Raw genomic sequence first — 23726 nt, forward strand, 5'->3', positions numbered from 1 at the left:
AACACTGCGTTCTTGGCACATTACGATGCCGTCTGGGGAGGGCGGCAACCATCCCATCTCATCTGGTGGTCGGTGATGTGAAGGCCAGGCAAGGCATCGATTCCCTCTTGTCGAGACGAATCAACAGCTTGCACCAGCCGCACCCAGCCGCCAGACCGGTCCGAAAAACGCGACGCCGATGGGAACGGTCCTCCGGTCGGGCTACGCCCTCCCTTCGGTCCGTCCCCATCCGCGCAGTCTCATCCTGATTGTCGCTAAGGTCTCACCTTGATCGCCGCCGCCCATGCAGGCGAGGAACCATGATCTTATATACCTACTCACGCGAGATTGAGCCGAACGAAGATCGCTGGAAAGACACAGGAATCCAGAGTTTCTTTTTTGCAGAGCTGGAAGAGGTGCGACAGATCGTTCTCGAACTCCGCGAGGAAATCGCCTCGGATGAGGACAAGCAGCCTTCATGGAGTCCAGTTCGCATCGAGCGGATTGAACTCCTCGCTCCGACAACGCAGAACGTCCTGACCCTGCTCAACGAGGGGATCGGACCGCTGATCCGGCGCTATGAAATCGTGGAAACCATTGCTTAAGTCGAGAGCTATCCGGCCAATTCACACCCGCGCAGTTGGCAGCCTCCCTTTTTTTGCAGTCGCGTTGCAACGACTGTTCGCCAGATCGGTGAAGTAAAACTCTAGTGTCCTGAGTCACAAGTTCGCAATCGTAGATTCGCATTAGATTCGCGTCGCTGTGCCAAAGATGGCGGCAAACAGCGACGGAGTCTCCGATGGCGGTCCAGCAACTTGCCCCCCTGATATTGAGCGATGACGAGCGCGCCGAACTGACGTCGCTGACGAAGCGGCGGAAGACGGCGCAGGCGCTGGCTTTGAGAGCCCGGATCGTGCTGACCTGCGCGGAAGGTGGTCAGAACAAGGACGTGGCGGCCAAGCTAGGCCTGGAGCGGGGCACAGTAGGCAAGTGGCGACGACGTTTTGTGGAGCAGCGCGTGGCCGGGCTGCATGATGAGCCGCGCTCCGGCGCGCCTCGCACGATTGACGACGCCCGCATCGAAGCCGTGATCGTGAGAACGTTGGAGAGTTGCCCTGAGAACGCCACTCATTGGAGCTCCCGGGACATGGCGAAGGCGAGCGGCCTATCCGTATCGACGGTACAACGCATCTGACGGGCCTTCGGCCTCCAGCCGCACCGGATGGAGACGTTCAAGCTCTCGACCGATCCGAACTTCGTGGCCAAGGTGCGCGATGTCGTAGGCCTTTACGTCTCGCCGCCGGCACACGCCATCGTTCTGTGTGTAGACGAAAAGTCGCAAATCCAGGCGTTGGACCGCAGTCAGCCGATGTTGCCAATGCGTCCCGGCCAGCCGGCCCGAAGGAGCCACGATTACAAAAGACACGGCACCACATCGCTGTTCGCCGCCCTCGACATTGCGACCGGACGGGTTATCGGCAAGTGCTACGGACGGCACCGTGCCGCCGAGTTCCGCAAGTTCTTGGACGAGATCGAGGCCGCTGTGCCCCGCCAACTCGACGTCCATCTCGTCATGGATAACTATGCCACCCACAAGACTCCGCTGATCCGGAAATGGCTGGCTAAACGGCCGCGCTGGCATGTGCACCTGACCCCGACCAGTTCGTCATGGCTCAATCAGGTCGAGCGCTTCTTCGCGCTTCTTACCGATAAGAAGATCAGGCGCGGCGTCTATCGCAGCGTAGCCGCCCTCAGGGCAGACATCGCCTCATTCATCGAACGACACAACGCCGATCCGAAACCGTTCCGATGGACCAAATCCGCCGACGACATCCTTGCTTCCATCGAGCGCTTCTGTCGTTACAGCGCCCCGGAAAAACAAGACCCGATGTTGCGAACTTCTGGTTCAAGACACTAGGATAAGACCTCCTTCAACGCTTCGGCCAACCTCGTCATCGTGTGGATGTCCGGCGACCGTCTTAGCAACCAGACATCACAGGCATGAAATAGCCCCGTTAGAGGCCGGACAACGCGGAAATTCTGACACGGAACCGCAGCGCGACGCCAACAGAGCCCCCTAAATTGATTCCTCCCATGATCGAGCGCTTTGTGGCGACCGACCGCGCCTTGCGATGTCCCCAGCGAAGTGACACTCATTCCGTCCCTCGAGCGGCCGAGAGATCCGGTTAGCGCTCGCGAAGCAGGTCGAGCAACCTGCGCAGCGATGAACTACCTTTTAAATCAACAGCTTAGAAGGCGTTGGGGCGCAGAGTCGCCATTTCTGATCAGTTATGCAGAGGCTCTCGGAATTTCCTGTTCTACCAAACGCAACAATCGGGTGTTGCGTATCCCCGCAACTAACGGTTCTTGCGAAAGGCAGACACTCAAAAGCTCGGCTTCGGAATGGACGCAGGGCTTCTGTTCGCGGCGAGCCGGCGCAACCCATCACCGTTCAATTTCCGATAAATGTCGGCTGCCGACTTGTGGTGAACGCCAGGGCGCTTTCAGCGCATCTTGCGTGCTTAAGAGGAAACCGATTGAACAACTGCTCTACTCGGGGCCGTTGGTAACGCGACGTCCCTGGTGCGAACGGCAAGTTCCTTTGACTTCGCGTGATCGACGAGCGAGCTTGAGAGGCTGGCGACGCCATGGGCACGACACGCCCCTCCTGTGGATCGTCAGCCCGAGCACAATCGAGCTTTACAACGGCTTTGGCCGGCCGCTTGCACAAGGCGATGCGGAAGCTAACCGACTCCACACGTTCAAGATCATCGCTAGCGAGCTAACCGCGCTGGACGAACTCGCCGGGCGCCTCGCAATGGAGAGCGGCCAATTCTGGCTTCGAAACGATTCCATCAATCGGAAGAATACCGTCGATCAAAGGCTTCTGTCCGATCTAAGCGCTCTCGAGCGGGACCTCGTCGCTGATGACCTAGAGCGAGGCATCGCTCAAGGTCTAATCGGCCGAGTAATATTTACCCAGTATCTCGTCGACCGCGGTATCGTAGATAAGCGCAAGCTCAAAAAACATTGCGGCGAAGACACGTTGCCTGACGCCTTACGCAATACGACGTCTTCGCACGCGTTATTTGCATGGCTTCGCGCCACGTTCAACGGAGACATGTTTCCAGCCTCCATGCCAATGAGCCGCTTGCGCCATAAGCACTTTGTTCGGTTGCGGACTTTCTCGAAGCCATTGACCCGGAGACTGGGCAGCATTCGCTATTTCCATACCGCTTCGATATCATCCCCGTTGAGCTGATTAGCTCGATCTACGAGCAGTTTGCTCACTCACACAACGACAGCTCACGCGGCCCCCGACACTAGCGCACGAAAGTTAGGTGTTCACTACACTAGACTTCCCGTCGCCTCCCTCTCGGCGGTGAGTGTCGCGGTCAGTTTGGCGGGCTCCAACGCGGCAATGAACGCCCGGGTGATGGCGTCATCGACCTGAACGCCGCCGATATTGAGGCAGTAAACGCCTCGGTTCTCGACCAGCACTTTGCCAGCACAGTGATAACCTGGCGAAGAATTGCGTCCGCGATAGTGGGTGTGCAGGCGGCGGCCGCAATGGCCGCAACTGACAAGACCTTGCAGGAGGGCGTTGCCCTCTCTCACGGCGCCGCCGCCCTTGTGCGGCTGGGGTCGCGTGTTCGCGGCGAGACGTTGCTGATTTGCTTCATAGGTCTGCCAGTCGATGAACCCTGGATGATGCTCGGGGATGAGAACCTGCCATTGGGAACGCGGCAAGAATCGAATCCGCCTCTTGCGGGCACCAGTGCTAAAGAGAATCGTCTCTTGACGCGTTTTGCCATAGATATAGGCGCCGACATAGACGGGATTGGTCAAGACCTGGTGGATGGCGGTGTAGCTTGCCTCGACCCAACGGATCTGGGCACGGGCGTGCAGCTGCAGCGGGAACGTGAGCCCCTCGGAACGAAACCAGAGCCAAACGCGACGCGCCGATCCCATCTCGGCAAAGCGTGCAAAAACACTGCGAATGGCGATGACGACAGCTTCGTCAGGATGGAAGCGGACCTCGCCATCAGCCTCGCCCCAGACGAAGCCGACCGGCAGCCCGCGGCGCAGTTCACCCCGCGCCGCCTTGTTGCGGATTCGCCGTTGAGGCGAGCCCGCAGCACGTGCAGTTCGGCTTCGCTCATCGTGCCTTTGAGCCTCAACAAGAGGCGATCGTTGAAGACGGCCGAATGATAGATGCCGTCGGCATCGCCGATCAGCGTGTCGGTAAATCCGGCCAGATCAATCAGGCGGTACCATTCGGCGTTATTGCGCGCGAGCCGCGAGACTTCGAGACCGAGCACCAGGCCCACGCGCGCGAGCGCCACTTCGGCGGTGAGGCGGGCAAAGCCCGAACGCGCCACCGAGCCCAAACCGGAGAGGCCAAGATCCTCGTCGATAACGATGATGCGTTCATCGGGCCAGCCGAGGTCACGCGCTTTGCCGGCAAGCGCATATTGCCGGTCGGTTGATTCGCGGTTGTGCTCGACCTGTGCGGCGCTGGATTGGCGCAGATAGACGAAAGCCTGTCGAGAGAGATGACTTGACGTAATCTTGACGCGCTCACTCATCGCTTGCCTCCATCGCCAGGTCGTCCGGGAGCAGGCGTGCAATGAGGCGCGCCAGAATCTCGATTGCCGCCATGCGGGCGGCTTCGTCGATTTGGTCCCACGCTGCTGGCGCGCTTGGTGGAACATCGGGCTGATCGAAAAACTCCAGGTTCAATTGCATGGCGACTCTCCTTGCACGGCGCCGACTCGGCACCCCCGATGCAAAGAGCGTCGACGAGCTTGCGCAAGTGGAGCAAATCACCGAGCCTGCCGAGATCGTGGACAGCGTCATCGGTCGGCGGCGTGCCTCCAAGCGGCTCAACCTTCCAATCGGTCCAACTCGCCGGAATCAACGACCGACTGCCATCTGGCAGAACTGTGAGGAGATAGCGGACGCCGCGCCGCCTAATGGTGCCGATCACGGCCAACGCCTGACCTTCGAATGCGTGACGCTTGCGCGTGATCGTCACCGAAGCTGGGATATCATGGCGATGGGTAGTGTGTGGCCGCTTCCTTCGACTCGGTCGACCACGAGTGGCTGTTGCGGATGCTGGCGCACAGGATCGCCGATCCTCGCATTCTACGGCTCATTGGGCTGTGGCTGCGGGCCGGTGTTCTGGAGAGCAGCGAGAAGCAAGAAACGGACAGGGGTACTCCGCAAGGGGCGGGCATCAGCCCGCTCCTCGCCAACGTCTTCCTGCACTACGTCCTCGATCTCTGGGCCCACCAATGGCGCCGTCGCCATGCACGCGGTCGCACCGTGCGCTATGCCCGACGACTTCGTCATGGGCTTCGAGAGTAAGGCGGATGCGCAGGAGATGCTCTTGGCCCTCAAGGTGCGGCTGGCCAGCTTTGGCCTGATGCTTCATGAGGGCAAGACGCGGCTGATCGAGTTTGGCCGGTTTGAGGCCCTCTCGCGTCAGCGGCGCGGCGAGCGGCGGCCCGAGACCTTCGCCTTCCTCGGCTTCACCCACTACTGCGGGCGGACCCGGGACGGCCGGTTCATGGTGAAGCACAAGACGGACGGGAAACGCCTGACGCGCAAGCTGACGGCGTTGCGCCAGGACGCCTGGCGGCTCATGCACGAGTCACTGGCCACGCAGCACCAGTGGTTCGCCGCTGTTCTGCGTGGACACTACGGCTACTACGGCAGGCCGCACAATTATCCAGCGCTCAACGGCTTCTACCGCGAAGTGCGTCGGACGTGGATGCGCTGTCTGAGACGGCGTAGCCAGAAAAGTCGGCGCATGGGCTGGTCGGAGTTCGAGACCCTGACGACACACTTCCGTCTGCCCGGTCCGGGCATCACTCGCACTTGGGCGCAGGCGCGGATATGACGCGGGTTACTCTCGGGAAGAGCCGGGTGCGGGAAAGCCGCCTGCCCGGATCTGTGAGGGCGAAAGCCAAATGGCTGAGCTACTCGACCACGATCCAAACAGGCCAAGTAAGATCTCGATCTAGAGCCTGTTGTTTCTCCCGAATCGACATCGTCAGAGGGGAATTGTCTGATTTAATCCTATGCTGAGGAGGAGCGAGCTTGGATGATGCAACTCTATTCGGAAGGTCCTCGCCCTAGCGGAGGCGAGGCCTGTTCGTTACGGCGCTCATCAACCGGTTCCGAGGCATGGCGCCGAAACTGTACTCGCTGACCAGCACCGCGCAGCAGCAGGTCCCTTCCATTTATAGGCTGGTGTCAGAGTATGGACAGCTTAGGGGTCTACGAGTGGGTTGGTCAGCGGCCCGACACAATGCAAGACATGTGAACCATAGGAGAGTGCTCATCATGTACGGTCGAATCAACAATTTTTCCGAGAACGAAACTTATTATCGGCAAGATGCGGAGCATTCGAATTGCGAAAGCCAAGACTTCGCGGACGCGTTCGCTAGAATGCAGTTGCAAGATTCGGCCGGCAGCTCATCTTCGCATCCGCAATATGCCCTCCTTGCAAGGCCACCCGTGGTTGAAATCGATCAAGCGACATTCAGGAGAGAGGCGCGGAACTATCATGGGGAAGCTATCAATCGAATCGCCAACAATCCTCACGAATACTCTGAGCTTGTATCTGAAAGAGCAAGGCGCACGGTAGAGGTTGCCGAGAAGTACGCCGTCAGAAGAGATTCCGAGGACGCCCGATACTACAGCTACCAGTTAGGAAATATGAGCGTCGGCCTGCAAAGGACTGAACGCGGATTCAGCATGACTGAGTTCGAAAGCGGTAGGTGGCGAGACCAGTTCCCCGGAAGAAGTGAAGTCACCTCAGTTGTCGACTTTCAGGTGGCTCATCCGCTTGTCACGAATGCTGGCGATATTCTGCTCGAGCACCAACTTCGGCAAGACGGCGAACGACCGTTGGTGAATTGGCGTCCTGCTAATCCAGAAGCGAAAGCCCGCGCGCAAGCAATGGGGTTCGTTGAAGTGGATGAGGACGACATGGTGCTCGATCCCACCCAGTCCGGAAAGTGGGAGCTAAACAGCGATGGTGAATGGCAACGTGCAACTAGTTCTCGGCGCTATCTCTCCAAAGCGGACAGTGATACTGAAGCTGCAGCAGATTCCGACGAGGACGGTGACTTTATGTAGCGCGGATCTGCAAGCGTTCGTGTCGCGGCGGGCGGTGGAGCAACGTAAGTCGACATTGTCGGCTTACGTTGAGTCCTCGGCGGGTCGAAGCCGACCGCTTTGACCGGATGAGATCCCTGGTAACAACCGCACCGTGGTCTATGAGAGTTGCGCGGCGATGATAGCTCAACAAAAGCCCCGGCTTCGAGCCGGGGCTTTCCATTTGCATCCGGAGAGGAGGAATCATTCGCGGATTGACGCCATGGGGGCCACGCGTCATCGTGCCGGTTTCCAGCCCAGTCGCGGTGTGCGCCAATGTCCACCATCAGAACGGTCCAAAGTGATTTCCGTTTGAGGAGCGAATCTGATGGTGTGTCTTCGGCCGTTTCGATCGAAGACGCCAAATCTGGAGAGATGTCGAGCCACCTCGTGCTGAGCATACCATCAAGTTGTTCGTCGGCGGCCGGTGCGACAAGCAATGCGAATTGCTTGCGTCGTGCGTAATGTTTCTTCGGCGTTGCTGTAGAGAAAAACCAGCAAATGCTCTCTCCATCGCATACACTAGGTCGCTGGAAGACAGACATGAGTGTCAGAACCAGCACACGCAATCCCAAGCCTCGGGGATAAGAGAGCATCTGCACATTGACTCGCGACTAACCCGTTAGCCGAAAAAGGACCCCAGCGGATGCAGGCTGAGCCGTGCTCAACCTACCAAACCCTGCAGGAAATGTATCGTTAGCGAGCAACGGCGCTAGCGAGATTGCGCCCCCTGATGGGCGGCTAAAACTGCTGTAGGCTCGCGCTTCCTGTTTTGGCCTTCTCATTAAGTACGAGCGACAGCTTTAAGTTGTTGCGCAGCATCGGATTATCGAGGGTCGTTGCGAGAGCTTGCCGATATAGCGCTTGTGCTTCACGGTGACGTCCTTCACTGTCAAGCACAACTCCCTTCGCAATTCAGGGCGCGCAGGTCTGCAGGGACCGCGAGCAAGACCTTGTCGAGGACATCAAGCGCCTCATCCGGGCGCTTGCGCACCAGCAGGGCACGCGCCAGAGGAATCGCCGCATTGACCTTGCCCGGTTGTTGTTTCAACGTTTCGCGAAAAGTCTCCTCGTCAGCGTCCGCTTGGAGAGCGTAGGCAATGCGGTCGCGCATAGCAGGATCGATATCCTTGTCGCCTAGCGTTCTGGAGCGGTCTCTTGCTGCGATGAAGGACTGGGCTTAGGCGAGCTCGCGCAGCCTCCGAGTAGCAGAATGGCAAGCGGAGCGAGGATGGCTGAGTATAACTTCGGATCAAGTGAGAACAACCGCCGCCAGACATTCATTTTACATAAATTCAACTGCTATCTCACGACCACTGCTGTGCCTTTGTTAGCTGGTTGCGGCGATCGGGTCACGACGCTCTCCTGGGGAAGTCTTATGTTGTGAAGCCTCTAGCTTGACGGATCCAATCGGCTGAACCGTAAAATCCGCAGCGAGATCCTGATACGAAAGAACAGGAAGGTCGATCCCGTTGCGGGTGAGAAAACCCCGGACGAAACGCCGGATATCCATCGAACCCAGAATGACGGGTTGGCTCTGACCGCGTGCGATGCTCGAATGGATCTTGCGAAACTGCGAAAGCAGCATCTCGCTATCGCAATCGTCCAAAACGAGATAAGGACCCACGGCGGTGTCGCGCACCGCACCGCGCACGATATCCTCGGTGTGGCGCTCTACGATAAAGGCTGCCACGACACGGTGGGCGTTGGCATAGCGATGACAGATCTGCCGTTTCAGACCGGAGCGAACATATTCGGTAAGCAACACAACATTTTGTTCGCGCTCACTCCATTCTGCCAACACCTCCAGGACCAAGCGAGTGTTGCGAATTGGGATGCCCTCGTCCAGTAAGCGGCGCAGGACATCGGCGATCCGGGGAACCGGCATCGTGCGCAGCACCTCCTTCACCAGATCGGCATATTCCTGCTCCATTCGGCCCAGCAATTGTCGGGTCTCCTGAATGCCCACCAGGCGCTGTGCATAGCGCATCAATGTCGACTGGACGCGCAAGGCGACGACTTCGCTCGGACGGTGATACCCTATCCCGGCTGCTTTGAGAGCCGGCGCATGAAGTTGTTCGATCCAAATCCGATTTGTCTCTACGTCTTGCCGAAAGGGGATACCGCTCAATTCAATATTCGCTACGTCGTCGTTGAGCATGAGTTGCGTCGGATCCACAAAATCTCGCCCAACGGGCACTCCCTCAACGTCTACCCTGAATTGCGATTCAGGTAAAAGCTGGTCTATCTTGGTTGGTATGCGCGGAATTGTGATACCAAGATCAGATGAGACCAGTGTCGATATTCGCACGATTGCCTGCTCGAGTTCCTCTTTGTCGATTGCACCTGCAAGGTTTGGTGCGAGGAACAGCGCGATTGGAAGGGCCTCTGCAGGCAAGGTCTGTTTCTGACCCTGCGATGGAGCTTGAGGCGTACCGGCGCTACTGACCTCCGTCTTGGCGGCGTTCTTGGCGCGCTGCACGCCAACATTGACAAAGCTCGCCGCGCCGAAGAGTACGGCCAGCATGATGAACGGAGGCAAAGGGAAACCCGGTACGAGCCCCATCACAATCAGGACGCCGGCGGCCAACCGCAGCGCTTGCGTGCTGGCCGTCAGTTGGCTGACAATATCGCCACCCAGATTGAGCTGCAAAGGACCATTGACACGAGTGACAATGGTTGCAGCCGTAATTGACAGCAGCAGAGCCGGGATCTGCGAAATTAGCGCATCACCTATGGTGAGGATCGTATATTGATGCAGCGTCTCCTCCAGGGGCATGCCCTTGGAGAGCAAGCCGATTGTGATGCCGCCCAGCATGTTAATGCAGATAACTATGAGCCCGGCGATGGCGTCGCCCTTCACAAATTTCATAGCGCCATCCATAGCGCCGTGAAGTTGGCTCTCTTGCTCCAGCGCCGCTCGCCGACGGCGAGATTCGTTCTGATCGATGTGCCCGTTGCGCAGTTCCGCGTCGATTGCCATCTGCTTGCCCGGAAGCGCGTCGAGCGTGAAACGCGCCGACACTTCTGCGACCCGTTCTGCGCCTTTGGCGAGAACCATGAATTGCACCATGGTCACAATGAGGAATATGACGATGCCAACAGCGATATTGCCGGATATAACGAAATCGCCGAATGTATGTATGATGCTGCCGGCATCCCCCTCCGCAAGAATCAACCGCGTCGTCGCGACGGTAAGCGCTAGGCGAAAGACGGTCGAGATCAGGATGACGCCTGGCAAGGACGAAAAGTCAAGCGGCGTCTTGAGATACAGGGCCACCATCAGCAGCAGTATGGCAAAGCCGAGGTTGAAGCCGATCAGCATGTCGATCAATACGATCGGGATCGGCATGATCATCATTCCGATCGCCAGAAGAAGCATCAACGCGACCATCAAATCTGGGTTAGCTGGTGCGCGCACGATGAGACTATGCAGGGTATTGGCCATGAGAAGCCTGTTATTGTTTGATTGGAGCAGCGCTCCGCAATGAAACATAGCTCTTGAAGAGTGCGCGTGCCTCGGCCATGCGGCCGGCCTGACGAAGCGCATGACTGCGCAAGACCATCAAAGGCAGGCGCGAAGACGGGTCGTCGTCAAGCTTGTCTAACCTGTCCAGTGCCGCCAATGCGTCGTCACCGTGGCCCTCCGAGATCAGAGCGTAGACCAGAATGCGGAGCAGCTCGACGTCGTAAGAATGTTCGTGAGCTACGATTTGCAACAGAGCCAGGCTCTGTGCGCTCTGACCGCAGGCAAGATGGACATACGAAAGCGCGCAGAGCAAATCACGCTCCCTTCTTGTGATGTGCAAAACCTCACCGGCACGTGATAAGTGTGGCGGCGGAGCAGGTGTGAGGTGTTGCTCTCCGTCAGGCGCGGCCATTGCTAGCCTTTGATTAAACCGTTGTCATTCTGCCGGAGCAGAATTAACCGTCGCAGCTCCAACTGCACAATCGCGAGGTCTTCACGAGACACCGAACTCTCTGGCGCGGCCGAGAGCGTATCGGCCAAACGCTCGAGAAGAATGCCCTGCTTCTCTGGGCGCAAAACATGCGAATGAAATAGGCGCGGCGTGACAAAGGAGAGCAGGTTGTCCGCGAGACTGGGACCATTAAGCCAAGCAAGTTCTGAGCCTGGCTTGATCTCACCAATCTCGCCGCGCGCCTCGTTGACATTGACGCGCGAAACGGGATCAATAGAGGTAAGGTCCAGTGCGGTTACGATCGCGGAGACAACAGGCAGATCTTGCGGGGGATCATCCTGGAAAATCGCGAAGCTCTTGCCACCATTTGCATGAGTTCTCTCGATTGCGGATTCCGTGGCTCTAGCAGTCGCCGGCGTAATAGCAGGTGGGTTGTCGTCGACCTTGAGCTCCTCAAAAGAGGCGCCGGGCTCAAGCGAATGCTCAGACAGCCTAGTCATGAGTCTTTCCTCCTTATTCGCGGGCTGAAACTCTAATAGGGGAGGGCAACAAGCCGGCCGTTCCTGCTCAGCAGCAGACGTCGTTCCTCAATCCCATTGACGGTCCATCCGTTATTCAACAGCGCGCCCACGAAATACTTTTGACCAGCGATGACCAGATATGGCTCACTTCCTCGCCAAACGGCTTCGACGGAAATCGAGGACGGCGTCTTCTCCTCCCTGATGGCGACTGCATTGACGAGAACATATGCGTCCTTTCGATCGCGATCGAACCATTCTTGAACTTCCCGCCACTTTGGGAGAGAAGCGCGCGTTACGGTACCGTCAGCAGCGACAACACCCGGCTCAGATCGGACTTTGATATCAAAAAGGCCCGCTCGATCAACTTCCTCTTGCAGCCGTGTGGCAGCTGCTTCGGCGGTCGGAGCATCAGGAGCGTTGGGCGCCAGCTTAGGTGCAACGTCGACGTTACGGTGCAAGTCGGCGTTCACGTCAACAGCGCTGTCCGTCTCGACGAAACTCGTTGAGACGGCGCCGACCGCGACGGAACTGATCAGGACAGAGGCGAGTACCGCGGTCGATCCGAGCCAGCGGCTGATGGAGCCAGCTTGTTTGGAATCCTCTATGGAACAACGGATGGACATCTCGCCCGCATGGATGACGGCGGGAAGAGAAACAGCAACGCGCTCGTTCGGGAGAAGTGCCCGTTGTCCCTCTATCCTTACTTGCGGCGCAAGAGGCTCGATTTCAATCGAATTGTGATGGGGGGTGATACGAAAGTGATGACGTTCGAGCCCTTGTTCGATGAAAACCAAGTCAGCATCCAGGTCGCTACCAATCAGGCTCGATCCAAAGCCCAATTTGCCGGTCAGCCCGGAGTAAAGCCCCGACAGCACCTCGAAATGCAGGGAGTGTGGTTCATTCACGGTCGACGGTCTCCTGAACAGCGAGAGAGCCGTACGGCTCGTTGCGAGCTTTGCAGCTTACGCAGGCGAAGAAAGGTGGAACGACGACGTCGTCCCACCTCCTCCGTTACTGCACCCGCTCGTCGGCGACCTTCTTGATCGTCGTGAGCTCTGTTGAAACGATGCGAAGTTGCACATCCCTCTCAGTCGCTTTGGTGGTTTCAGCAGTCAGAGCGGCGATTTGGGCGTGCCAAGCGGCGTCTCCGGTGACTTCAGCAGCTGCAGCACCAACTGCGGCCGTAGCGGTGCCAGCGGCCCCCCCTGCGACCGAGGCAGTAGTCGCACCAATTTTAGAAGGCATATTGTTCTCCTGTGTGTTCGGGTGTCGCCGCTCCTGGCGGCTCCTATTTCCCGACGCCGCAACATCCGGCGTCAGGAATCCTCCTCGCTAATGGCCTCATGGAAACGAGCCATTGCATTACTTGCCATTTGGACAGCCGCGGCTCCGAGAGCGGCGTTGAATGCTTGGCGCAACGCGGCCTCTTGCGAGCTACTGTCCGGAGTTGACGTGCCATTTCCAGCGCTGCTTGTACCAGGCGATTGACCATGATTGTCATTGTCGTCGGGTGTGCGGGAGCCGTTCTTGTCACCACGAGCAGCATGGAAGTCAGGAGCAACGCGCGCAGTGGCGCTTGAACTCGGAATGCGCATTAAAGGCGTCTCCTATGTCAAGGTGGTCATGCCGTCGTGGCTTTCCTCACTGTGCGAGCATTAGCTTTCGACAAGCTGACGGATCTCAGAAATTCAACCGGTTTTGGCGGATTAACGAATTCGACGTGATTGGTGCATCGGCCACGTGTGGAGATCAGACAGTTGGCACCAAGAAAGACGATCATGTTATGAAGCCGGTTGATCGGGCGGTCTCGTTGATCATCAGGCTTTGAGGCCGAGATGCTATAACGTCCCGCTCGCCGTCGCCGGCGGCATCTCCATCAGGTAAGGCATTAAGACATTTCTCCCTGCCAAGCGCAGGCGGCGATGTGCCTAGATCGGATCAAACACGACCTGGAATGTTAAGCGTGCTGAAGCGATTAGAGCGTCAAGGCAAATCCGCCAAGTCTGCTAAGCCCTCAGCGTCATCGAGCACTTTCCCGCTGAGCGGGCAAAGGGCAAGCCTCGAGCGGTCGCCCTTGGTCTCATTCGTTCTGCCCTATTGCGCATCTCAGTGCGGCGTGTGCCTTCTCGTCGACATCATCTCGTTCTGTCCCGGTGTTAAGAAAGTCGACAAGTTCAGCGTCGGCTGTTGGAACCGGACGGCCGCCTATCGAACTGTTGCGACGACGTGCCGCATTTGGGGCTGCTCTCGAAGCACCGGTCGAGTCCAGCCAAACATAAAGCGGGCCATGGTGAAAACCGGCGAAGCAAAGTCGTCGGATGTGGGTAAGGAGCTCGAACATGCTGGCAAAGCTTGCGAGCCCCTACCGGTTTGGAGTGGAGACCCAACCGCACGAGGGCTGCGCAAGCTCGTCTAGCCACGCAGTTGTGAGCCGAGAGCCCCAAGTCACTCTGACTAGCTGTAAACGCCTGCAGCTTGCATGTCCGCGGACTCAATCCGCTCCTTTAGGGAGTTCAAATAGTCCTCCGCGTAAGATTGTGCCATCGAGACCGGAAGGTTGACGCCGGCCGTCGCGGCTTCTTGAATTGCCTGCTTCGTCAAGCCTTCGCGCATGGCTAGTTTGACCTCCGGGCCGCCGATACAACCCACCGCCTGTGCCGCAAGATTGAGTCCCGCTTCTTCCAGCGCCTGCTTTATGTTGCCGCCTGTGATGGCTGTGTGCAGAAGATTTGCTGCTTGCGCCTCGCTCTCGAGTATCATTGACGCGAGATCGGTCAATTCCCCCAAACCTGGAATGAAGCCGAGTACACCAACTGCCGTCGCAGCCCAGTCAAGCACGTTGGAGCCCACCTTGAGCACTTCATCAAAGGCGTGCATGAAGGCACCTCCGTTTTTCTTGGGTGACTTGACGTCCGGCTGGTCCGCCACGCCCGTCATCATGTCCTTGACGGCCGCCTGGTCGGCAGCCGGCTGAACAGCGTGCTGCTTCAATTGGTGAGCGGTGCGGTTCGCGCCGGACATGTTGCTGAAGAAATGGGTGAAATCGTTACTGCTGATGTTGCCGGAATCGACCGTATGGCCGCCGCCGAAGTCGAAGAACTTGTGGTGGGTCTTGTAGCCTGTGATCGAGTTGTTCAGCAATCCGAACAAGAGAGGATCCGACAACAGCTGGGAGGCCGCCTTTCGCACGTCCGGGGCGAGACTCTTGTCATCGACCATACTAGTGAGCGTCTCCCGGGTCAGGTCACCCTTCCCGAAAAAAGCCGCTTGGTTCTTATTGATCGTACCTAGCGTATCCAACTCGGCATGCGTGAGGTTCATCGATGACGAAGCCATCTGCAAGAAGTCCTCTTTGTGGACCTTATCTACCGAGCCGCCATACAACTGTTTCCATTCCTCTGGATGATTGAGGAAGTATCTCGCGGCTGCGAGAACCTGAGGTGGGCATTTACCCGTTTTAGCCTCGCCATCAACGATCTGCCTGAAATCCGCGAGGCTCAGGTTCTTGGGCAAATTATCAGAATAGCGATAGAGCTCACGCAGTGCGTCGGTCTGGGTCATAACGCAGGGCTGGCCGTTTCCGGTGCCGTCCGACGGAACGTAGTTATGCTCGTAGCGCCGCGCCTGCTGCTCCTGGAATGCAGCCACTTGTGAGTGATGATCGGAGAAGCCGGAGAGATCTCCTGCCTTGATTGTCCCCCCGCAGCGGCCATCGCCTTGTGAGCCTATCGCATAGAAGAGCTCCGGATCCTGCTGCAATGCTTCGATCGCCGTCTTCAGATCCGGCGGTGTGGAGGGGTCCGTCGCCAAATCTACGAGCGACTTCCAATCTAGGGGGCATTTATCTTTATGACGGTTCAGCACCGACACAATCTGCAACTCGGTGTCAGTCAGAGTGCCACTGTTCCATGTAATCCGTGAGCTGGGTACTGGCGCCGCTGCAATCGCAGTGGAGGCCGCAGCAGAGGTTGACTGCGGGGGCTGGCTATACGCTTCTGCGTCCAATGCAGCCCTAACGTCGGGTGGCACGATATTCCCCGTCAGCTGTATGAGCTCCTCCGTCAGGTTCTTAGTCGACTCCGAGGCCGAATCCTGTGGTGCGGAATGATCGCCGGTCGTGTCATTTAAGGCGTAGCTCGCAAGCACCGCCTCGAAACTTGACAGCTCTTGCGCCGGAGTGAGCCCGGGGGCAAGCCCGGACAAAGCCACGTTCGAGTTGGCGGCGAGGGATAGGTTGTTGACTGACATTATACATCCTGTGCTGTGAGATTGCGCCACCGTCCTGTCACACCGTGCAGCCCGAGTTCGCGACGAACACCAAGTGTTGATGGGCAGATCCAACAACTCCTGGCGGCTGCTCCCGGCGGCTGAGTGAGCGTCCAGTGCTCAGGTCCCGATCAACAGGCTCATTGCCTGCTAGATATTCACCCCCTTTTATAGTAGCGGGAGTTAGCTTTCGAGAAGCTGACGGCGCTCAGCGGAATGCGCGAACGGACATGAATGCGGTGTTGCGCAATACCCGCATCCCCCCAAAAGTGTCTGCCACTCCGTCGCGTCCTCACGCGGCAGATGGCAAAAATGGGAACTCGGGCCTGCAATCCGCGGAAGATCGGCGCGGGTTCGTGCAACAAAATTAAATGATACTGCCGCGTCGTCTGGCGATGGCGAGTGGGCGCGCTTACGGCCCGTTACGAGAGGGTTAGCGTCTGCTCCGTCAGCGCCATGAAGCATTATGGGATCAGTCACCGTTTGCCGGCAAATGTACTCAAACGGTTGAGATCGTCGATCGTTGAGTGGAGCTAAAGCCGTAGCCAGCGCAAGAATGATGCTGCCCACCTTTCCAGTTGAAGGCATCACCGTCTAGGTCTCGGGCTCTCATGCCGACAGCATCAGCTTTCAACATGCTCACAAAGAAAGCCGCGACCGCATTGAGCGCCGTTGTAAGCGACTTTTGCTGTCCAATTCATCTCTGGCTTGGGCCGGGCGCGTGAGCCACGTTATCTTGATGCGTCGCCTCGGGCAAAACAGGTCCCTCCGGTCGTCCATCACGAATAACCGTACTTGAGGAGCCCCGAAACAACATCAAGACCGACGCGGGCGCCGGCTTTGCGGTTGTCGTAAGAGTTCGTCGCGCCTGGGCCTCCGCCACTAGGCCGTTGAGCATTTGGTCGACGAGCGCGATGAAGCGAGGCGGACCAGAAGCGAAGACCAGTCCATCTTCCGGTGCGGCTCTCACGACGTAGCGTTCATCGGAAATTTTGAGTGCATCGAGTGCCGCCTTGAATGCATCGAAAGTGACCGGGTTTAAGACAAGCAGGCGACTTTCCGCCTCGTGCGCGTCGGATACGTACAGCACCAGCCCGTCATAGTACCACTGAAGATTATAAAGAGTGGTCACGCGTTCGAGGAAATCTCGCGGCGCGAGATCCGGCATGCGCCCGCGAATCCGCCCCTTTACATGGGTGCTGACATTGATTCGAATATTCAAATTGTTGCCGAACTCCTGCAGTGCGGCCGCGAGATCCTGATCCAGAACTGTGTAAGTATAAGGCGTGGATGGCAGCTCTAGAGTGGCGCCGAGCGCCCTAACCGCGCTCAAGGAGATGAAAACACCAACAATTAGAATGTTCTTCAACGTGTGCAGCCTCGTGGTGTGGTTGAGTATTCCAGGCGGTCATGCGCTGGTACTCTTCCAAAGTTGGAAGACGAACTTCGTCGCAAATTGGAAGCCAATCGTGATTTTTGGATGACGTAGCTCTTGATCCACGTCAGGTTTTGGTCAGCTCGGCTCGCTAGGGTGCCGAGCCGTTCCCGGCAACGACAGCTAATAGACGCGAGAGCAATGATTCCTTCCGTGATGTTTGGCGCGATGCCGATCTCTGCCAACCTCGGCGAGTGTCTCACCGAGGGGTGTTCATCGGCGCCGGGCAACTTTCATGAGCATCTTGCAAAGGCGGCATCGAAACAAGGCGCCGCCTCTTTGGTGGCCGACAGCGCGTTGGCGCCACCTGTACCGGAGGTTCAGCGTGCAGTCGCGCAGACAGGTCCACTGGGCGATCGCATTCTGCAGAATCTTTTTGGAGCGCACTTAGGCAAACCATATCCTTCGACCGGACTCCCTTCGATCGGCGAGCCGGGCCCTTCGAAGAGCGTCCAGCTTGGGCCCGCCGCGCGGCCTATCTCGCGCTTGGACGGAGTCGATGTCCATGTTATCGGAAAACCAGAAGGTGCCGACAATTTCGAGTCGACGTTGCAGAATCTGCGGGATGTTTACAACGGCGTCATTCAGGTTTCGCTCATCTCCAAGAGTGCTGGCGCCGTCGGTTCATCTCTGAATAAGCTGCTATCAGCGGGCTGAGCGGCGGTTGATGGTTCTTTTCGCGCAAAGAAAGATCGGTCGCGGCGCGACTTCTGGAAGGCAGGTGCATGCCGTTCTCCTATTGCCGCTTGTGCTGTTGCTAGCCGGCTGCAAGGCCGATCTCTATACGAAAGTTCAGGAGCGTGAAGCCAACGAGATGCTTGCCCTTCTCCTTAGTAAGGGTGTCGATGCAGTCCGTGTTGTCGCTAAGGACGGTAGCAGCACGATTCAGGTCGAAGAAAAGCAATTGGCCGTTTCGATAGAACTGCTGAATGGCCAGGGCTTGCCGCGCCAGGTGTTTAAGAATCTTGGGGAGGTGTTCAAGGGATCCGGCCTGGTTGCGTCCCCAGTTGAGGAGCGCGCTCGTTACGTTTATGCCCTAAGCGAAGAATTGTCGCGCACAATCAATGATATCGATGGGGTTCTCTCCGCCCGGGTTCATGTTGTCTTGCCGAAGAACGACCTTTTGCGACAGGATGCGACCCCGTCCTCGGCGTCGGTCTTCATTCGACATGGTTCCAATGCGAACCTCTCAGCCTTGTTGCCCCAAATCAAGATGCTCGTCGCCAATGGCATTGAAGGACTATCATACGACAAGGTGGCCGTCGTTTTCGTGCCGGTTGAGCGAGCGCAGCATGAGATGTTCTCTGCACCAGCAGCTGCTTCGATCCACCCGACCAAGTTCACGTCAGCCACCTTTCTTGCGATCGTGGTCGGGGGTGTCGGCGCCGCGGTCGGCATTCTATCTTACGTGCTGCTGAGCACACGTGTGCGCCAGCTAGGTCAATTCTGGCGGAAAGTGCCGAATATTGACACAGCGGCGAGTATGCCCGCCGTCCTAGCCGCTGGCAAAAAGCGGAACTCCGATGCGAGATAGGCCGAATGCAATGTCCGCAACGATGACATCCAACGAACCAAATCATTTGCTCAACCAACATTCCGGTCGGCCGCGGGAGCTTGCTGCGATAATCCATCCAAGCCGTTTTGCTGAACGTCTTGATGCGTCGCTGGCGGCGTCTACAGTGCTGCAACTGCAGAAAACTCCCAGACTACAGGAAAGACTAGTCGAACTGCTCCTAGGCAGTGAACTGGTCTTGAAGGGAAGTAGCTGGGGAAGGGGCGCTTTGCTTGGGCATGATCCGCATCGTGCGGCATTGCTCGCTGGCGGCATTTGGCATGCCCGTTCGGTACTGAAGCTGGTGTCAAAGCATGATCTTGCTCCACTGATCGGAAATATTGGTGCGGAAGCACATGCTTTCGCTATCCGACATGTATCCAGCGCCGTCGAAACCCAATTGATTGTCGATCCGGAGCAACTTTCGCAGCGGATTGCACATGACGGATATGCCTGCCTTGGCGCTTTCCTCAAGCGAGCCTCAGAACTCGACCGTACGCGCGTGCTTCTCTGCTTGCCTGTCGGGACTGCCGCGGAGAGTCCAGCCGCCGAACATCACAAAGCCGCGGGCCAATTGATGTCTTTGGTGATGACCCATTTGGCCGCAGAGACACGGCCGGCATGACCGCGGGTGAGCCAGCATTGCCAGAACGCCCGCAGATACGTCCGGTGGGTCCAGTCATACCAGCCTCGGAACTTGGGATCTGGTGCGATGTGGTACAGACGCGCGCGCTAGCTCAGCGGTATCTACAGCAGGTTCGCAACTGGGCAAGGAACGCTTATCATCGCGAGCAGGCGCGCGGGCACTCCGAAGGCCTGAAGACAGGCTCGGACGAAATGGCGCGGCTGGTTGCTCGAGCTGCTTCTGAGCTGGCGCGGCGAAAAGCCGTGCTGGAACAGGAGCTGCCACAACTTGTCATTGAGGTCCTGAACGACTTGGTGGGCTCGTTCGATCCGGGCGAGATGTTAGTGAGGTCGGTTCGTCACGCTATCGAGCAAAGATATGGCGGTGCGGAATTGCGCCTTCATGTGTCTCCTGTGAACGTCGATGCCATGACATGCGAGTTCGCGTCATTCCATGGAACGCATGGGCGTCCGAAGGTCAGAATTGATCCGGACCCGGCTCTAACGCCGGACCAATGCGTTTTGTGGAGTGAGTTTGGTAATGTCGATCTAGGACTTGCCGCGCAGCTCCGCACACTGCGCCTCGCCCTTGCTCCGCCTGTTCAGGAGGACGAACAATGACTTCCCAAAGGCCAAGCTATGGCAATGCGGCTGCTGAAGGCGCGGTGCACGCAGCATTATCATCTCTGAAATCTACGGCAAAGCATGTCGATACGCGTGCTGTGCGCGGACGAGTCACCCGAGCCGTCGGCACCTTGGTCCATGCCGTGCTGCCCGGGGCCCACGTTGGGGAGCTGTGCCTATTGCAGGATCACAGTACGGGATGGTCACTTGATGCGGAGGTGGTCGGTCTGCTGCCGGATGGAGTATTGCTCACGCCAATCGGCGACATGGTAGGCATGTCTAGCCGTGCGGAAGTGGTTCCGACCGGGCGAATGCAGGAAGTTGCGGTCGGTGCCGATTTGCTGGGCCGCGTCATCGATAGCTTCGGCCGTCCGCTCGACGGGAAGGGGCCAATAAAGACGACCCACACTCGTCCCCTACGCGGCAGGGCACCCAACCCAATGAGGCGGCGGGGGATCGAGCAGCCTTTTCCGCTCGGCGTCCGCGTGCTCGACGGACTTCTGACGTGTGGCGAAGGCCAACGGATCGGAATCTATGGAGACGCTGGTTGCGGCAAGTCGACGCTGATGTCGCAGATTGTTAAAGGCGCGGACGCTGAGGTCACCGTCGTTGCGCTTATAGGAGAGCGCGGACGTGAGGTGCGTGAATTCATCGAGCGCCATATTGGCAATGCCATCGATCGGACGATCGCTGTCGTTGAGACCTCCGACCGGTCGGCAATGGAGCGCGCGCAATGTGCTCATACGGCGACGGCACTCGCCGAGTACTTTCGTGATCAGGGACAGCGGGTCGTTCTCATGATGGATTCGTTGACGCGCTTCAGCCGCGCGATGCGTGAAATCGGCCTAGCCGCGGGAGAACCTCCGACGCGGCGAGGCTTTCCTCCCTCCGTCTTTGCGCTGCTGCCGGCTCTGTTGGAACGTGCCGGTATGGGCGAGCAGGGCTCGATCACGGCCTTCTATACCGTACTTGTCGAAGGTGACGGGACAGGCGATCCAATCGCCGAAGAGTCGCGCGGTATTCTCGATGGTCATATCATTCTCTCACGCGCGCTCGCATCGCGAGAGCATTTTCCGGCCATCGACGTGTTGTCGAGCCGAAGTCGCGTGATGGATGCGGTCGTCTCTGTGTCACATCGAAAGGCCGCCTCTTTCTTTCGAGATCTTCTTTCGCGCTATGATGAGGCCGAATTTTTGATCAAGGTCGGTGAGTACAAGCCAGGGGGCGATCCGCTGACCGACCGAGCAATCGCGTCGATCGAGGACTTGCGGAATTTCTTGCGCCAGGGGCAGGATGAACCGTCCAGCTTTGAGGAGGCCATCACGTGGATGTCGCGTCTTACCGACTGAATCCCAGCCAAGCGTCGAAATTGCGGCTGGTGAAGGACATGAGGGAGCGAAGTGCGCTTCGTCAATTATCCAATACGCAAGCCGAACGCCAAATTGCGGTTAAAGCGATGGAGAAAGCTTCCAAGAATGCCGCCAGCGCCGAGAAACGCCGCGCAAGCCTCGAAGCTGAACTTTATTTAGAACTCGCATCGTCTAACAGGATGTGCGTCACCGAACTCGACCGTAGGCTTCATCTCGTCATTGGACGCCTCACAGCTGAGATCGCAACTGCACGCCAGGTGCTTGAGCAAGCGCGCATCGCTCAACAGCAGGCCCAGGCGGCGGTTGTTGAGGCGCGGGTCGTGTGGGCCAAGCGTTCGGCGGCGAGCCAGAAATGGCAGCAGATTGAGTGCGATGTGCAGCGCTCGACCAACGCTTGCTCGGAGTGTGCAGCTCAAATCGAAACGGACGATGAGGTCTTGCTCCGGTATCAGAGTGGCTCGCGAAGCCAGGCAATTGGCGTTTTGATTTAATGGCTGCTTCTCTTATGTCGGCGCGAACTGCCGACCCCGTGAACATGAGCGCGGAAAATGCGGTCGGTGAACCGGCACGATTCGTGCCGCGGCTAAGATTGTCGCATAGCGCGGTCTCGTGCCTCAATTTGATGGCCCCCCGGCGAACGGTTCTGAAGAGCCGCCTTGGCGATACGCCGGTCTCGATATGTATTAACCGGCTTGTGTGGCAGGCGCAGCAATCGACCGCGCCGATGCTTGATTGTGTATTTCGCGTCGGAGCCGAAATGGCCGTCTTGTCGGTGCCGCGCCAGTTGGCGGAGGCATTGATTTCGACAGTGCAGCATGGCCTTACGTTACCTTCGGACCCAGCCCGCTCTTTCGTCCTCGAACTTGCGCTTGAACCATGGTTCACTCGAGTAGAGCATCTGCTAGCGCAGGATTTGCAAATTATCCGCATCGACGAAGCAACGATGGAAGGTCCTTATCTGGAACTCGACATCGTCTACGGGGCGCTCGTGGGCAAGGCGCGGCTGTTCCTATTCTCGTCTCTTGAGGGTCCGGTTCCGGCTGCCTTCTGTAAGTTAGGCGAGATGCTTGGCCAATTGCCCCGAGAAATGCGCAAGCTTTCCCCGGAGTTGCCCATCATGGTTGCCAGCGAGATTAGCTCGCTGCGCGTGTCCGTCGGGCTTCTTCGCCAAGCACAAACTGGCGATGCGCTGTTGCCGGACGTCATTCCCTTTGCGAGCGGTCAGGTCATCCTGACTGCGGACAAATTGTGGGCGCCGGCGGAGATTGCTGGCGACAGACTAATCTTGCGGGGACCCTTCCGCCTGCAACCCCACCCTCTCAAGAGTGCATATATGACAACACGACCCCAAACCCAGCCATCGACCCTGCCCTCGGAAACCGACATCGACAGCATTGAGATTACGCTCGTGTTCGAATGCGGCCGTTGGCCTATCCCGCTGGGTACGTTGAGGAGCGTCAACGAAGGGCATGTCTTTGAACTTGGCCGTCCCGTTGACCGTCCGGTTGACATTGTTGCCAATGGTCGATTGATCGGCCACGGCGACATCGTGCGTGTCGGGGAGGAACTGGCCATCAGGCTACGTGGTGGGTTGGCGGTCAATGACTGACATTCAGCCAGGCATTCCTGCACTTCTTGCAGCGACGGTCGGTCTCGGTCTGCTGGCGTTCGCAGTTGTCACGACGACGGCATTCATAAAAGTTTCCGTCGTTCTCTTCCTCGTGCGCAACGCGCTCGGAACCCAATCCATACCCCCGAACATCGTTCTGTATGGCGCTGCATTGATCCTTACGGTCTTCATTGGTGCTCCAGTGCTGGAGCAGATCTACAACCACGTTACCGCCCCGCAACTTCACTACCAAACGCTCGATGACTGGGCGACAGCCGCTAAGGAGGGAAGCGAGCCGCTGCGCGCTCACCTGAAAAAGTTCAGCAGTGAGGAGCAGCGCACGTTCTTCCTGTCATCCACAGAACATGTTTGGTCAGAGGAGATGCGGGCAAACGCTACAGCGGATGATTTTGCGATTCTTGTACCGTCCTTTCTGATCTCGGAATTAAAGCGTGCCTTTGAAATCGGCTTCCTTCTCTATCTTCCATTCATCACGATTGATCTGATTGTAACGACGATTCTGATGGCCATGGGCATGTCAATGGTATCGCCCACAATGATATCTGTTCCTTTTAAGCTCTTTCTGTTCGTCACGATCGACGGATGGTCGCGGCTCATGCACGGGTTGGTGTTAAGTTACGCCACGGCCGGAGGTTAAT

General features: G+C 57.9%; 25 protein-coding genes and 3 pseudogenes. 15 read left to right on the plus strand and 13 right to left on the minus strand.

Going from position 1 to position 23726, the window contains the following annotated elements; genetic code table 11:
* Positions 1–299 precede the first annotated feature (299 nt).
* From QY049_RS14395 to QY049_RS14410, 4 genes and pseudogenes are all read left to right on the plus strand, one after another.
* The gene (locus QY049_RS14395; RefSeq protein WP_128929728.1) at positions 300–584 is read left to right on the plus strand and encodes a hypothetical protein; all 285 of its coding nucleotides are present in this window, start codon (positions 300–302) and stop codon (positions 582–584) included.
* A gap of 194 nt (positions 585–778) precedes the next feature.
* Positions 779–1897, plus strand: a pseudogene (locus QY049_RS14400) (IS630 family transposase).
* Between the two features lie 122 nt (positions 1898–2019).
* The gene (locus QY049_RS14405; protein ID WP_232995654.1) at positions 2020–2169 is read left to right on the plus strand and encodes a DUF2274 domain-containing protein; all 150 of its coding nucleotides are present in this window, start codon (positions 2020–2022) and stop codon (positions 2167–2169) included.
* A 439-nt stretch (positions 2170–2608) separates the two neighbouring features.
* Positions 2609–3241 (plus strand): hypothetical protein, encoded by a 633-nt coding sequence (locus QY049_RS14410; RefSeq protein WP_128929727.1) that lies wholly within the window; start codon positions 2609–2611, stop codon positions 3239–3241.
* An 86-nt stretch (positions 3242–3327) separates the two neighbouring features.
* On the opposite strand, the gene QY049_RS14415 is transcribed toward QY049_RS14410, so the two are convergent.
* The 5 genes and pseudogenes from QY049_RS14415 to QY049_RS39005 form a co-directional block, all read right to left on the minus strand.
* Entirely contained in the window at positions 3328–3597 is a 270-nt protein-coding gene (locus QY049_RS14415) for a zinc ribbon domain-containing protein (RefSeq protein ID WP_232995653.1), read from the minus strand.
* A gap of 96 nt (positions 3598–3693) precedes the next feature.
* Positions 3694–3924, minus strand: a pseudogene (locus QY049_RS14420) (recombinase family protein); the annotation flags it as partial.
* The gene (locus QY049_RS14425) at positions 3825–4568 is read right to left on the minus strand and encodes a recombinase family protein (RefSeq protein WP_232995596.1); all 744 of its coding nucleotides are present in this window, start codon (positions 4566–4568) and stop codon (positions 3825–3827) included. The gene QY049_RS14425 and the pseudogene QY049_RS14420, both read right to left, overlap by 100 nt.
* Positions 4561–4728, minus strand: coding sequence for a DUF2309 domain-containing protein (locus QY049_RS14430; RefSeq protein WP_164933827.1), 168 nt, complete (start codon positions 4726–4728; stop codon positions 4561–4563). Before QY049_RS14430 ends, QY049_RS14425 begins: the two co-directional genes overlap by 8 nt.
* 55 nt (positions 4729–4783) lie before the next feature.
* A pseudogene (locus QY049_RS39005) lies at positions 4784–5017 on the minus strand (hypothetical protein); the annotation flags it as partial.
* 77 nt (positions 5018–5094) lie between these two features.
* On the opposite strand from QY049_RS39005, the gene QY049_RS14435 reads away from it, so the two are divergent.
* From QY049_RS14435 to QY049_RS14445, 3 genes are all read left to right on the plus strand, one after another.
* Complete coding sequence (locus QY049_RS14435) at positions 5095–5349, plus strand: hypothetical protein (protein ID WP_232995652.1); 255 nt, start codon at positions 5095–5097, stop codon at positions 5347–5349.
* Positions 5315–5884, plus strand: a complete 570-nt coding sequence (locus tag QY049_RS14440) for a maturase (RefSeq protein WP_232995595.1) — start codon at positions 5315–5317, stop codon at positions 5882–5884. The genes QY049_RS14435 and QY049_RS14440 overlap by 35 nt, the downstream gene beginning before the upstream one ends.
* A gap of 446 nt (positions 5885–6330) precedes the next feature.
* The gene (locus QY049_RS14445; protein WP_276575808.1) at positions 6331–7128 is read left to right on the plus strand and encodes an effector protein NopP; all 798 of its coding nucleotides are present in this window, start codon (positions 6331–6333) and stop codon (positions 7126–7128) included.
* Positions 7129–8038: 910 nt separating this feature from the next.
* Here the strand turns inward: QY049_RS14445 and QY049_RS14450 are convergent.
* The 8 genes from QY049_RS14450 to QY049_RS14485 all read right to left on the minus strand — a co-directional run bounded on the left by QY049_RS14450 (position 8039) and on the right by QY049_RS14485 (position 17222).
* Positions 8039–8260 (minus strand): tetratricopeptide repeat protein, encoded by a 222-nt coding sequence (locus QY049_RS14450; RefSeq protein ID WP_232995594.1) that lies wholly within the window; start codon positions 8258–8260, stop codon positions 8039–8041.
* Positions 8261–8476: 216 nt separating this feature from the next.
* Complete coding sequence (gene sctV, locus QY049_RS14455) at positions 8477–10594, minus strand: type III secretion system export apparatus subunit SctV (protein WP_128929726.1); 2118 nt, start codon at positions 10592–10594, stop codon at positions 8477–8479.
* Positions 10595–10604: 10 nt separating this feature from the next.
* Positions 10605–11027: a histidine kinase gene (locus tag QY049_RS14460; protein ID WP_128929725.1), complete on the minus strand. Its 423-nt coding sequence runs from the start codon at positions 11025–11027 to the stop codon at positions 10605–10607.
* Between the two features lie 2 nt (positions 11028–11029).
* The gene (locus QY049_RS14465) at positions 11030–11566 is read right to left on the minus strand and encodes a hypothetical protein (protein ID WP_128929724.1); all 537 of its coding nucleotides are present in this window, start codon (positions 11564–11566) and stop codon (positions 11030–11032) included.
* 32 nt (positions 11567–11598) lie between these two features.
* Positions 11599–12492: a hypothetical protein gene (locus QY049_RS14470; protein WP_128955094.1), complete on the minus strand. Its 894-nt coding sequence runs from the start codon at positions 12490–12492 to the stop codon at positions 11599–11601.
* Between the two features lie 106 nt (positions 12493–12598).
* Positions 12599–12832, minus strand: a complete 234-nt coding sequence (locus QY049_RS14475) for a hypothetical protein (protein WP_128929722.1) — start codon at positions 12830–12832, stop codon at positions 12599–12601.
* Between the two features lie 1209 nt (positions 12833–14041).
* Entirely contained in the window at positions 14042–15835 is a 1794-nt protein-coding gene (locus tag QY049_RS14480) for an HrpF/NolX family T3SS translocon protein (RefSeq protein WP_128929721.1), read from the minus strand.
* A gap of 715 nt (positions 15836–16550) precedes the next feature.
* Positions 16551–17222: a nodulation protein NolW gene (locus QY049_RS14485; protein WP_128929720.1), complete on the minus strand. Its 672-nt coding sequence runs from the start codon at positions 17220–17222 to the stop codon at positions 16551–16553.
* A 207-nt stretch (positions 17223–17429) separates the two neighbouring features.
* Here QY049_RS14485 and QY049_RS14490 point away from each other — a divergent pair, with 207 nt between their 5' ends.
* Genes QY049_RS14490 through sctR form a run of 8 tightly spaced genes read left to right on the plus strand, consistent with a single transcriptional unit; the run spans position 17430 to position 23725 of the window.
* Positions 17430–17945 carry a nodulation protein NolB gene (locus tag QY049_RS14490; protein ID WP_232995593.1) on the plus strand — a complete coding sequence of 172 codons (516 nt, stop codon included), beginning with the start codon at positions 17430–17432 and terminating at the stop codon, positions 17943–17945.
* 10 nt (positions 17946–17955) lie between these two features.
* Entirely contained in the window at positions 17956–18822 is an 867-nt protein-coding gene (gene sctJ, locus QY049_RS14495; RefSeq protein WP_128929719.1) for a type III secretion system inner membrane ring lipoprotein SctJ, read from the plus strand.
* A gap of 10 nt (positions 18823–18832) precedes the next feature.
* On the plus strand, positions 18833–19465 hold the full coding sequence (locus QY049_RS14500) for a nodulation protein NolU (protein ID WP_232995592.1): 633 nt from the start codon (positions 18833–18835) through the stop codon (positions 19463–19465).
* Positions 19462–20085 carry a type III secretion system stator protein SctL gene (gene sctL / locus QY049_RS14505; RefSeq protein WP_128929718.1) on the plus strand — a complete coding sequence of 208 codons (624 nt, stop codon included), beginning with the start codon at positions 19462–19464 and terminating at the stop codon, positions 20083–20085. The genes QY049_RS14500 and sctL overlap by 4 nt, the downstream gene beginning before the upstream one ends.
* On the plus strand, positions 20082–21437 hold the full coding sequence (gene sctN, locus QY049_RS14510) for a type III secretion system ATPase SctN (protein WP_128929717.1): 1356 nt from the start codon (positions 20082–20084) through the stop codon (positions 21435–21437). The genes sctL and sctN overlap by 4 nt, the downstream gene beginning before the upstream one ends.
* Positions 21413–21949 (plus strand): hypothetical protein, encoded by a 537-nt coding sequence (locus QY049_RS14515; RefSeq protein ID WP_128955093.1) that lies wholly within the window; start codon positions 21413–21415, stop codon positions 21947–21949. Before sctN ends, QY049_RS14515 begins: the two co-directional genes overlap by 25 nt.
* A 44-nt stretch (positions 21950–21993) precedes the next feature.
* On the plus strand, positions 21994–23067 hold the full coding sequence (sctQ, locus tag QY049_RS14520; RefSeq protein ID WP_128929715.1) for a type III secretion system cytoplasmic ring protein SctQ: 1074 nt from the start codon (positions 21994–21996) through the stop codon (positions 23065–23067).
* On the plus strand, positions 23060–23725 hold the full coding sequence (gene sctR, locus QY049_RS14525) for a type III secretion system export apparatus subunit SctR (protein ID WP_128929714.1): 666 nt from the start codon (positions 23060–23062) through the stop codon (positions 23723–23725). The genes sctQ and sctR overlap by 8 nt, the downstream gene beginning before the upstream one ends.
* Position 23726 lies beyond the last annotated feature (1 nt).

It is taken from the genome of Bradyrhizobium sp. WYCCWR 13022, from assembly GCF_030435535.1.
Taxonomy (GTDB): domain Bacteria; phylum Pseudomonadota; class Alphaproteobacteria; order Rhizobiales; family Xanthobacteraceae; genus Bradyrhizobium.

What these genes read in the sequence shown, in the direction of transcription:
- QY049_RS14395 (WP_128929728.1), top strand. Translation starts at nt 300, where the DNA reads ATGATCTTATATACCTACTCACGCGAGATTGAGCCGAACGAAGATCGC.
- QY049_RS14425 (WP_232995596.1), bottom strand. Translation starts at nt 4,568, where the DNA reads ATGAGTGAGCGCGTCAAGATTACGTCAAGTCATCTCTCTCGACAGGCT.
- QY049_RS14430 (WP_164933827.1), bottom strand. Translation starts at nt 4,728, where the DNA reads ATGCAATTGAACCTGGAGTTTTTCGATCAGCCCGATGTTCCACCAAGC.
- QY049_RS14435 (WP_232995652.1), top strand. Translation starts at nt 5,095, where the DNA reads ATGCTGGCGCACAGGATCGCCGATCCTCGCATTCTACGGCTCATTGGG.
- QY049_RS14440 (WP_232995595.1), top strand. Translation starts at nt 5,315, where the DNA reads ATGCCCGACGACTTCGTCATGGGCTTCGAGAGTAAGGCGGATGCGCAG.
- QY049_RS14445 (WP_276575808.1), top strand. Translation starts at nt 6,331, where the DNA reads ATGTACGGTCGAATCAACAATTTTTCCGAGAACGAAACTTATTATCGG.
- QY049_RS14450 (WP_232995594.1), bottom strand. Translation starts at nt 8,260, where the DNA reads ATGCGCGACCGCATTGCCTACGCTCTCCAAGCGGACGCTGACGAGGAG.
- sctV (WP_128929726.1), bottom strand. Translation starts at nt 10,594, where the DNA reads ATGGCCAATACCCTGCATAGTCTCATCGTGCGCGCACCAGCTAACCCA.
- QY049_RS14460 (WP_128929725.1), bottom strand. Translation starts at nt 11,027, where the DNA reads ATGGCCGCGCCTGACGGAGAGCAACACCTCACACCTGCTCCGCCGCCA.
- QY049_RS14465 (WP_128929724.1), bottom strand. Translation starts at nt 11,566, where the DNA reads ATGACTAGGCTGTCTGAGCATTCGCTTGAGCCCGGCGCCTCTTTTGAG.
- QY049_RS14475 (WP_128929722.1), bottom strand. Translation starts at nt 12,832, where the DNA reads ATGCCTTCTAAAATTGGTGCGACTACTGCCTCGGTCGCAGGGGGGGCC.
- QY049_RS14480 (WP_128929721.1), bottom strand. Translation starts at nt 15,835, where the DNA reads ATGTCAGTCAACAACCTATCCCTCGCCGCCAACTCGAACGTGGCTTTG.
- QY049_RS14490 (WP_232995593.1), top strand. Translation starts at nt 17,430, where the DNA reads ATGATTCCTTCCGTGATGTTTGGCGCGATGCCGATCTCTGCCAACCTC.
- sctJ (WP_128929719.1), top strand. Translation starts at nt 17,956, where the DNA reads ATGGTTCTTTTCGCGCAAAGAAAGATCGGTCGCGGCGCGACTTCTGGA.
- QY049_RS14500 (WP_232995592.1), top strand. Translation starts at nt 18,833, where the DNA reads ATGTCCGCAACGATGACATCCAACGAACCAAATCATTTGCTCAACCAA.
- sctL (WP_128929718.1), top strand. Translation starts at nt 19,462, where the DNA reads ATGACCGCGGGTGAGCCAGCATTGCCAGAACGCCCGCAGATACGTCCG.
- sctN (WP_128929717.1), top strand. Translation starts at nt 20,082, where the DNA reads ATGACTTCCCAAAGGCCAAGCTATGGCAATGCGGCTGCTGAAGGCGCG.
- sctQ (WP_128929715.1), top strand. Translation starts at nt 21,994, where the DNA reads ATGAGCGCGGAAAATGCGGTCGGTGAACCGGCACGATTCGTGCCGCGG.
- sctR (WP_128929714.1), top strand. Translation starts at nt 23,060, where the DNA reads ATGACTGACATTCAGCCAGGCATTCCTGCACTTCTTGCAGCGACGGTC.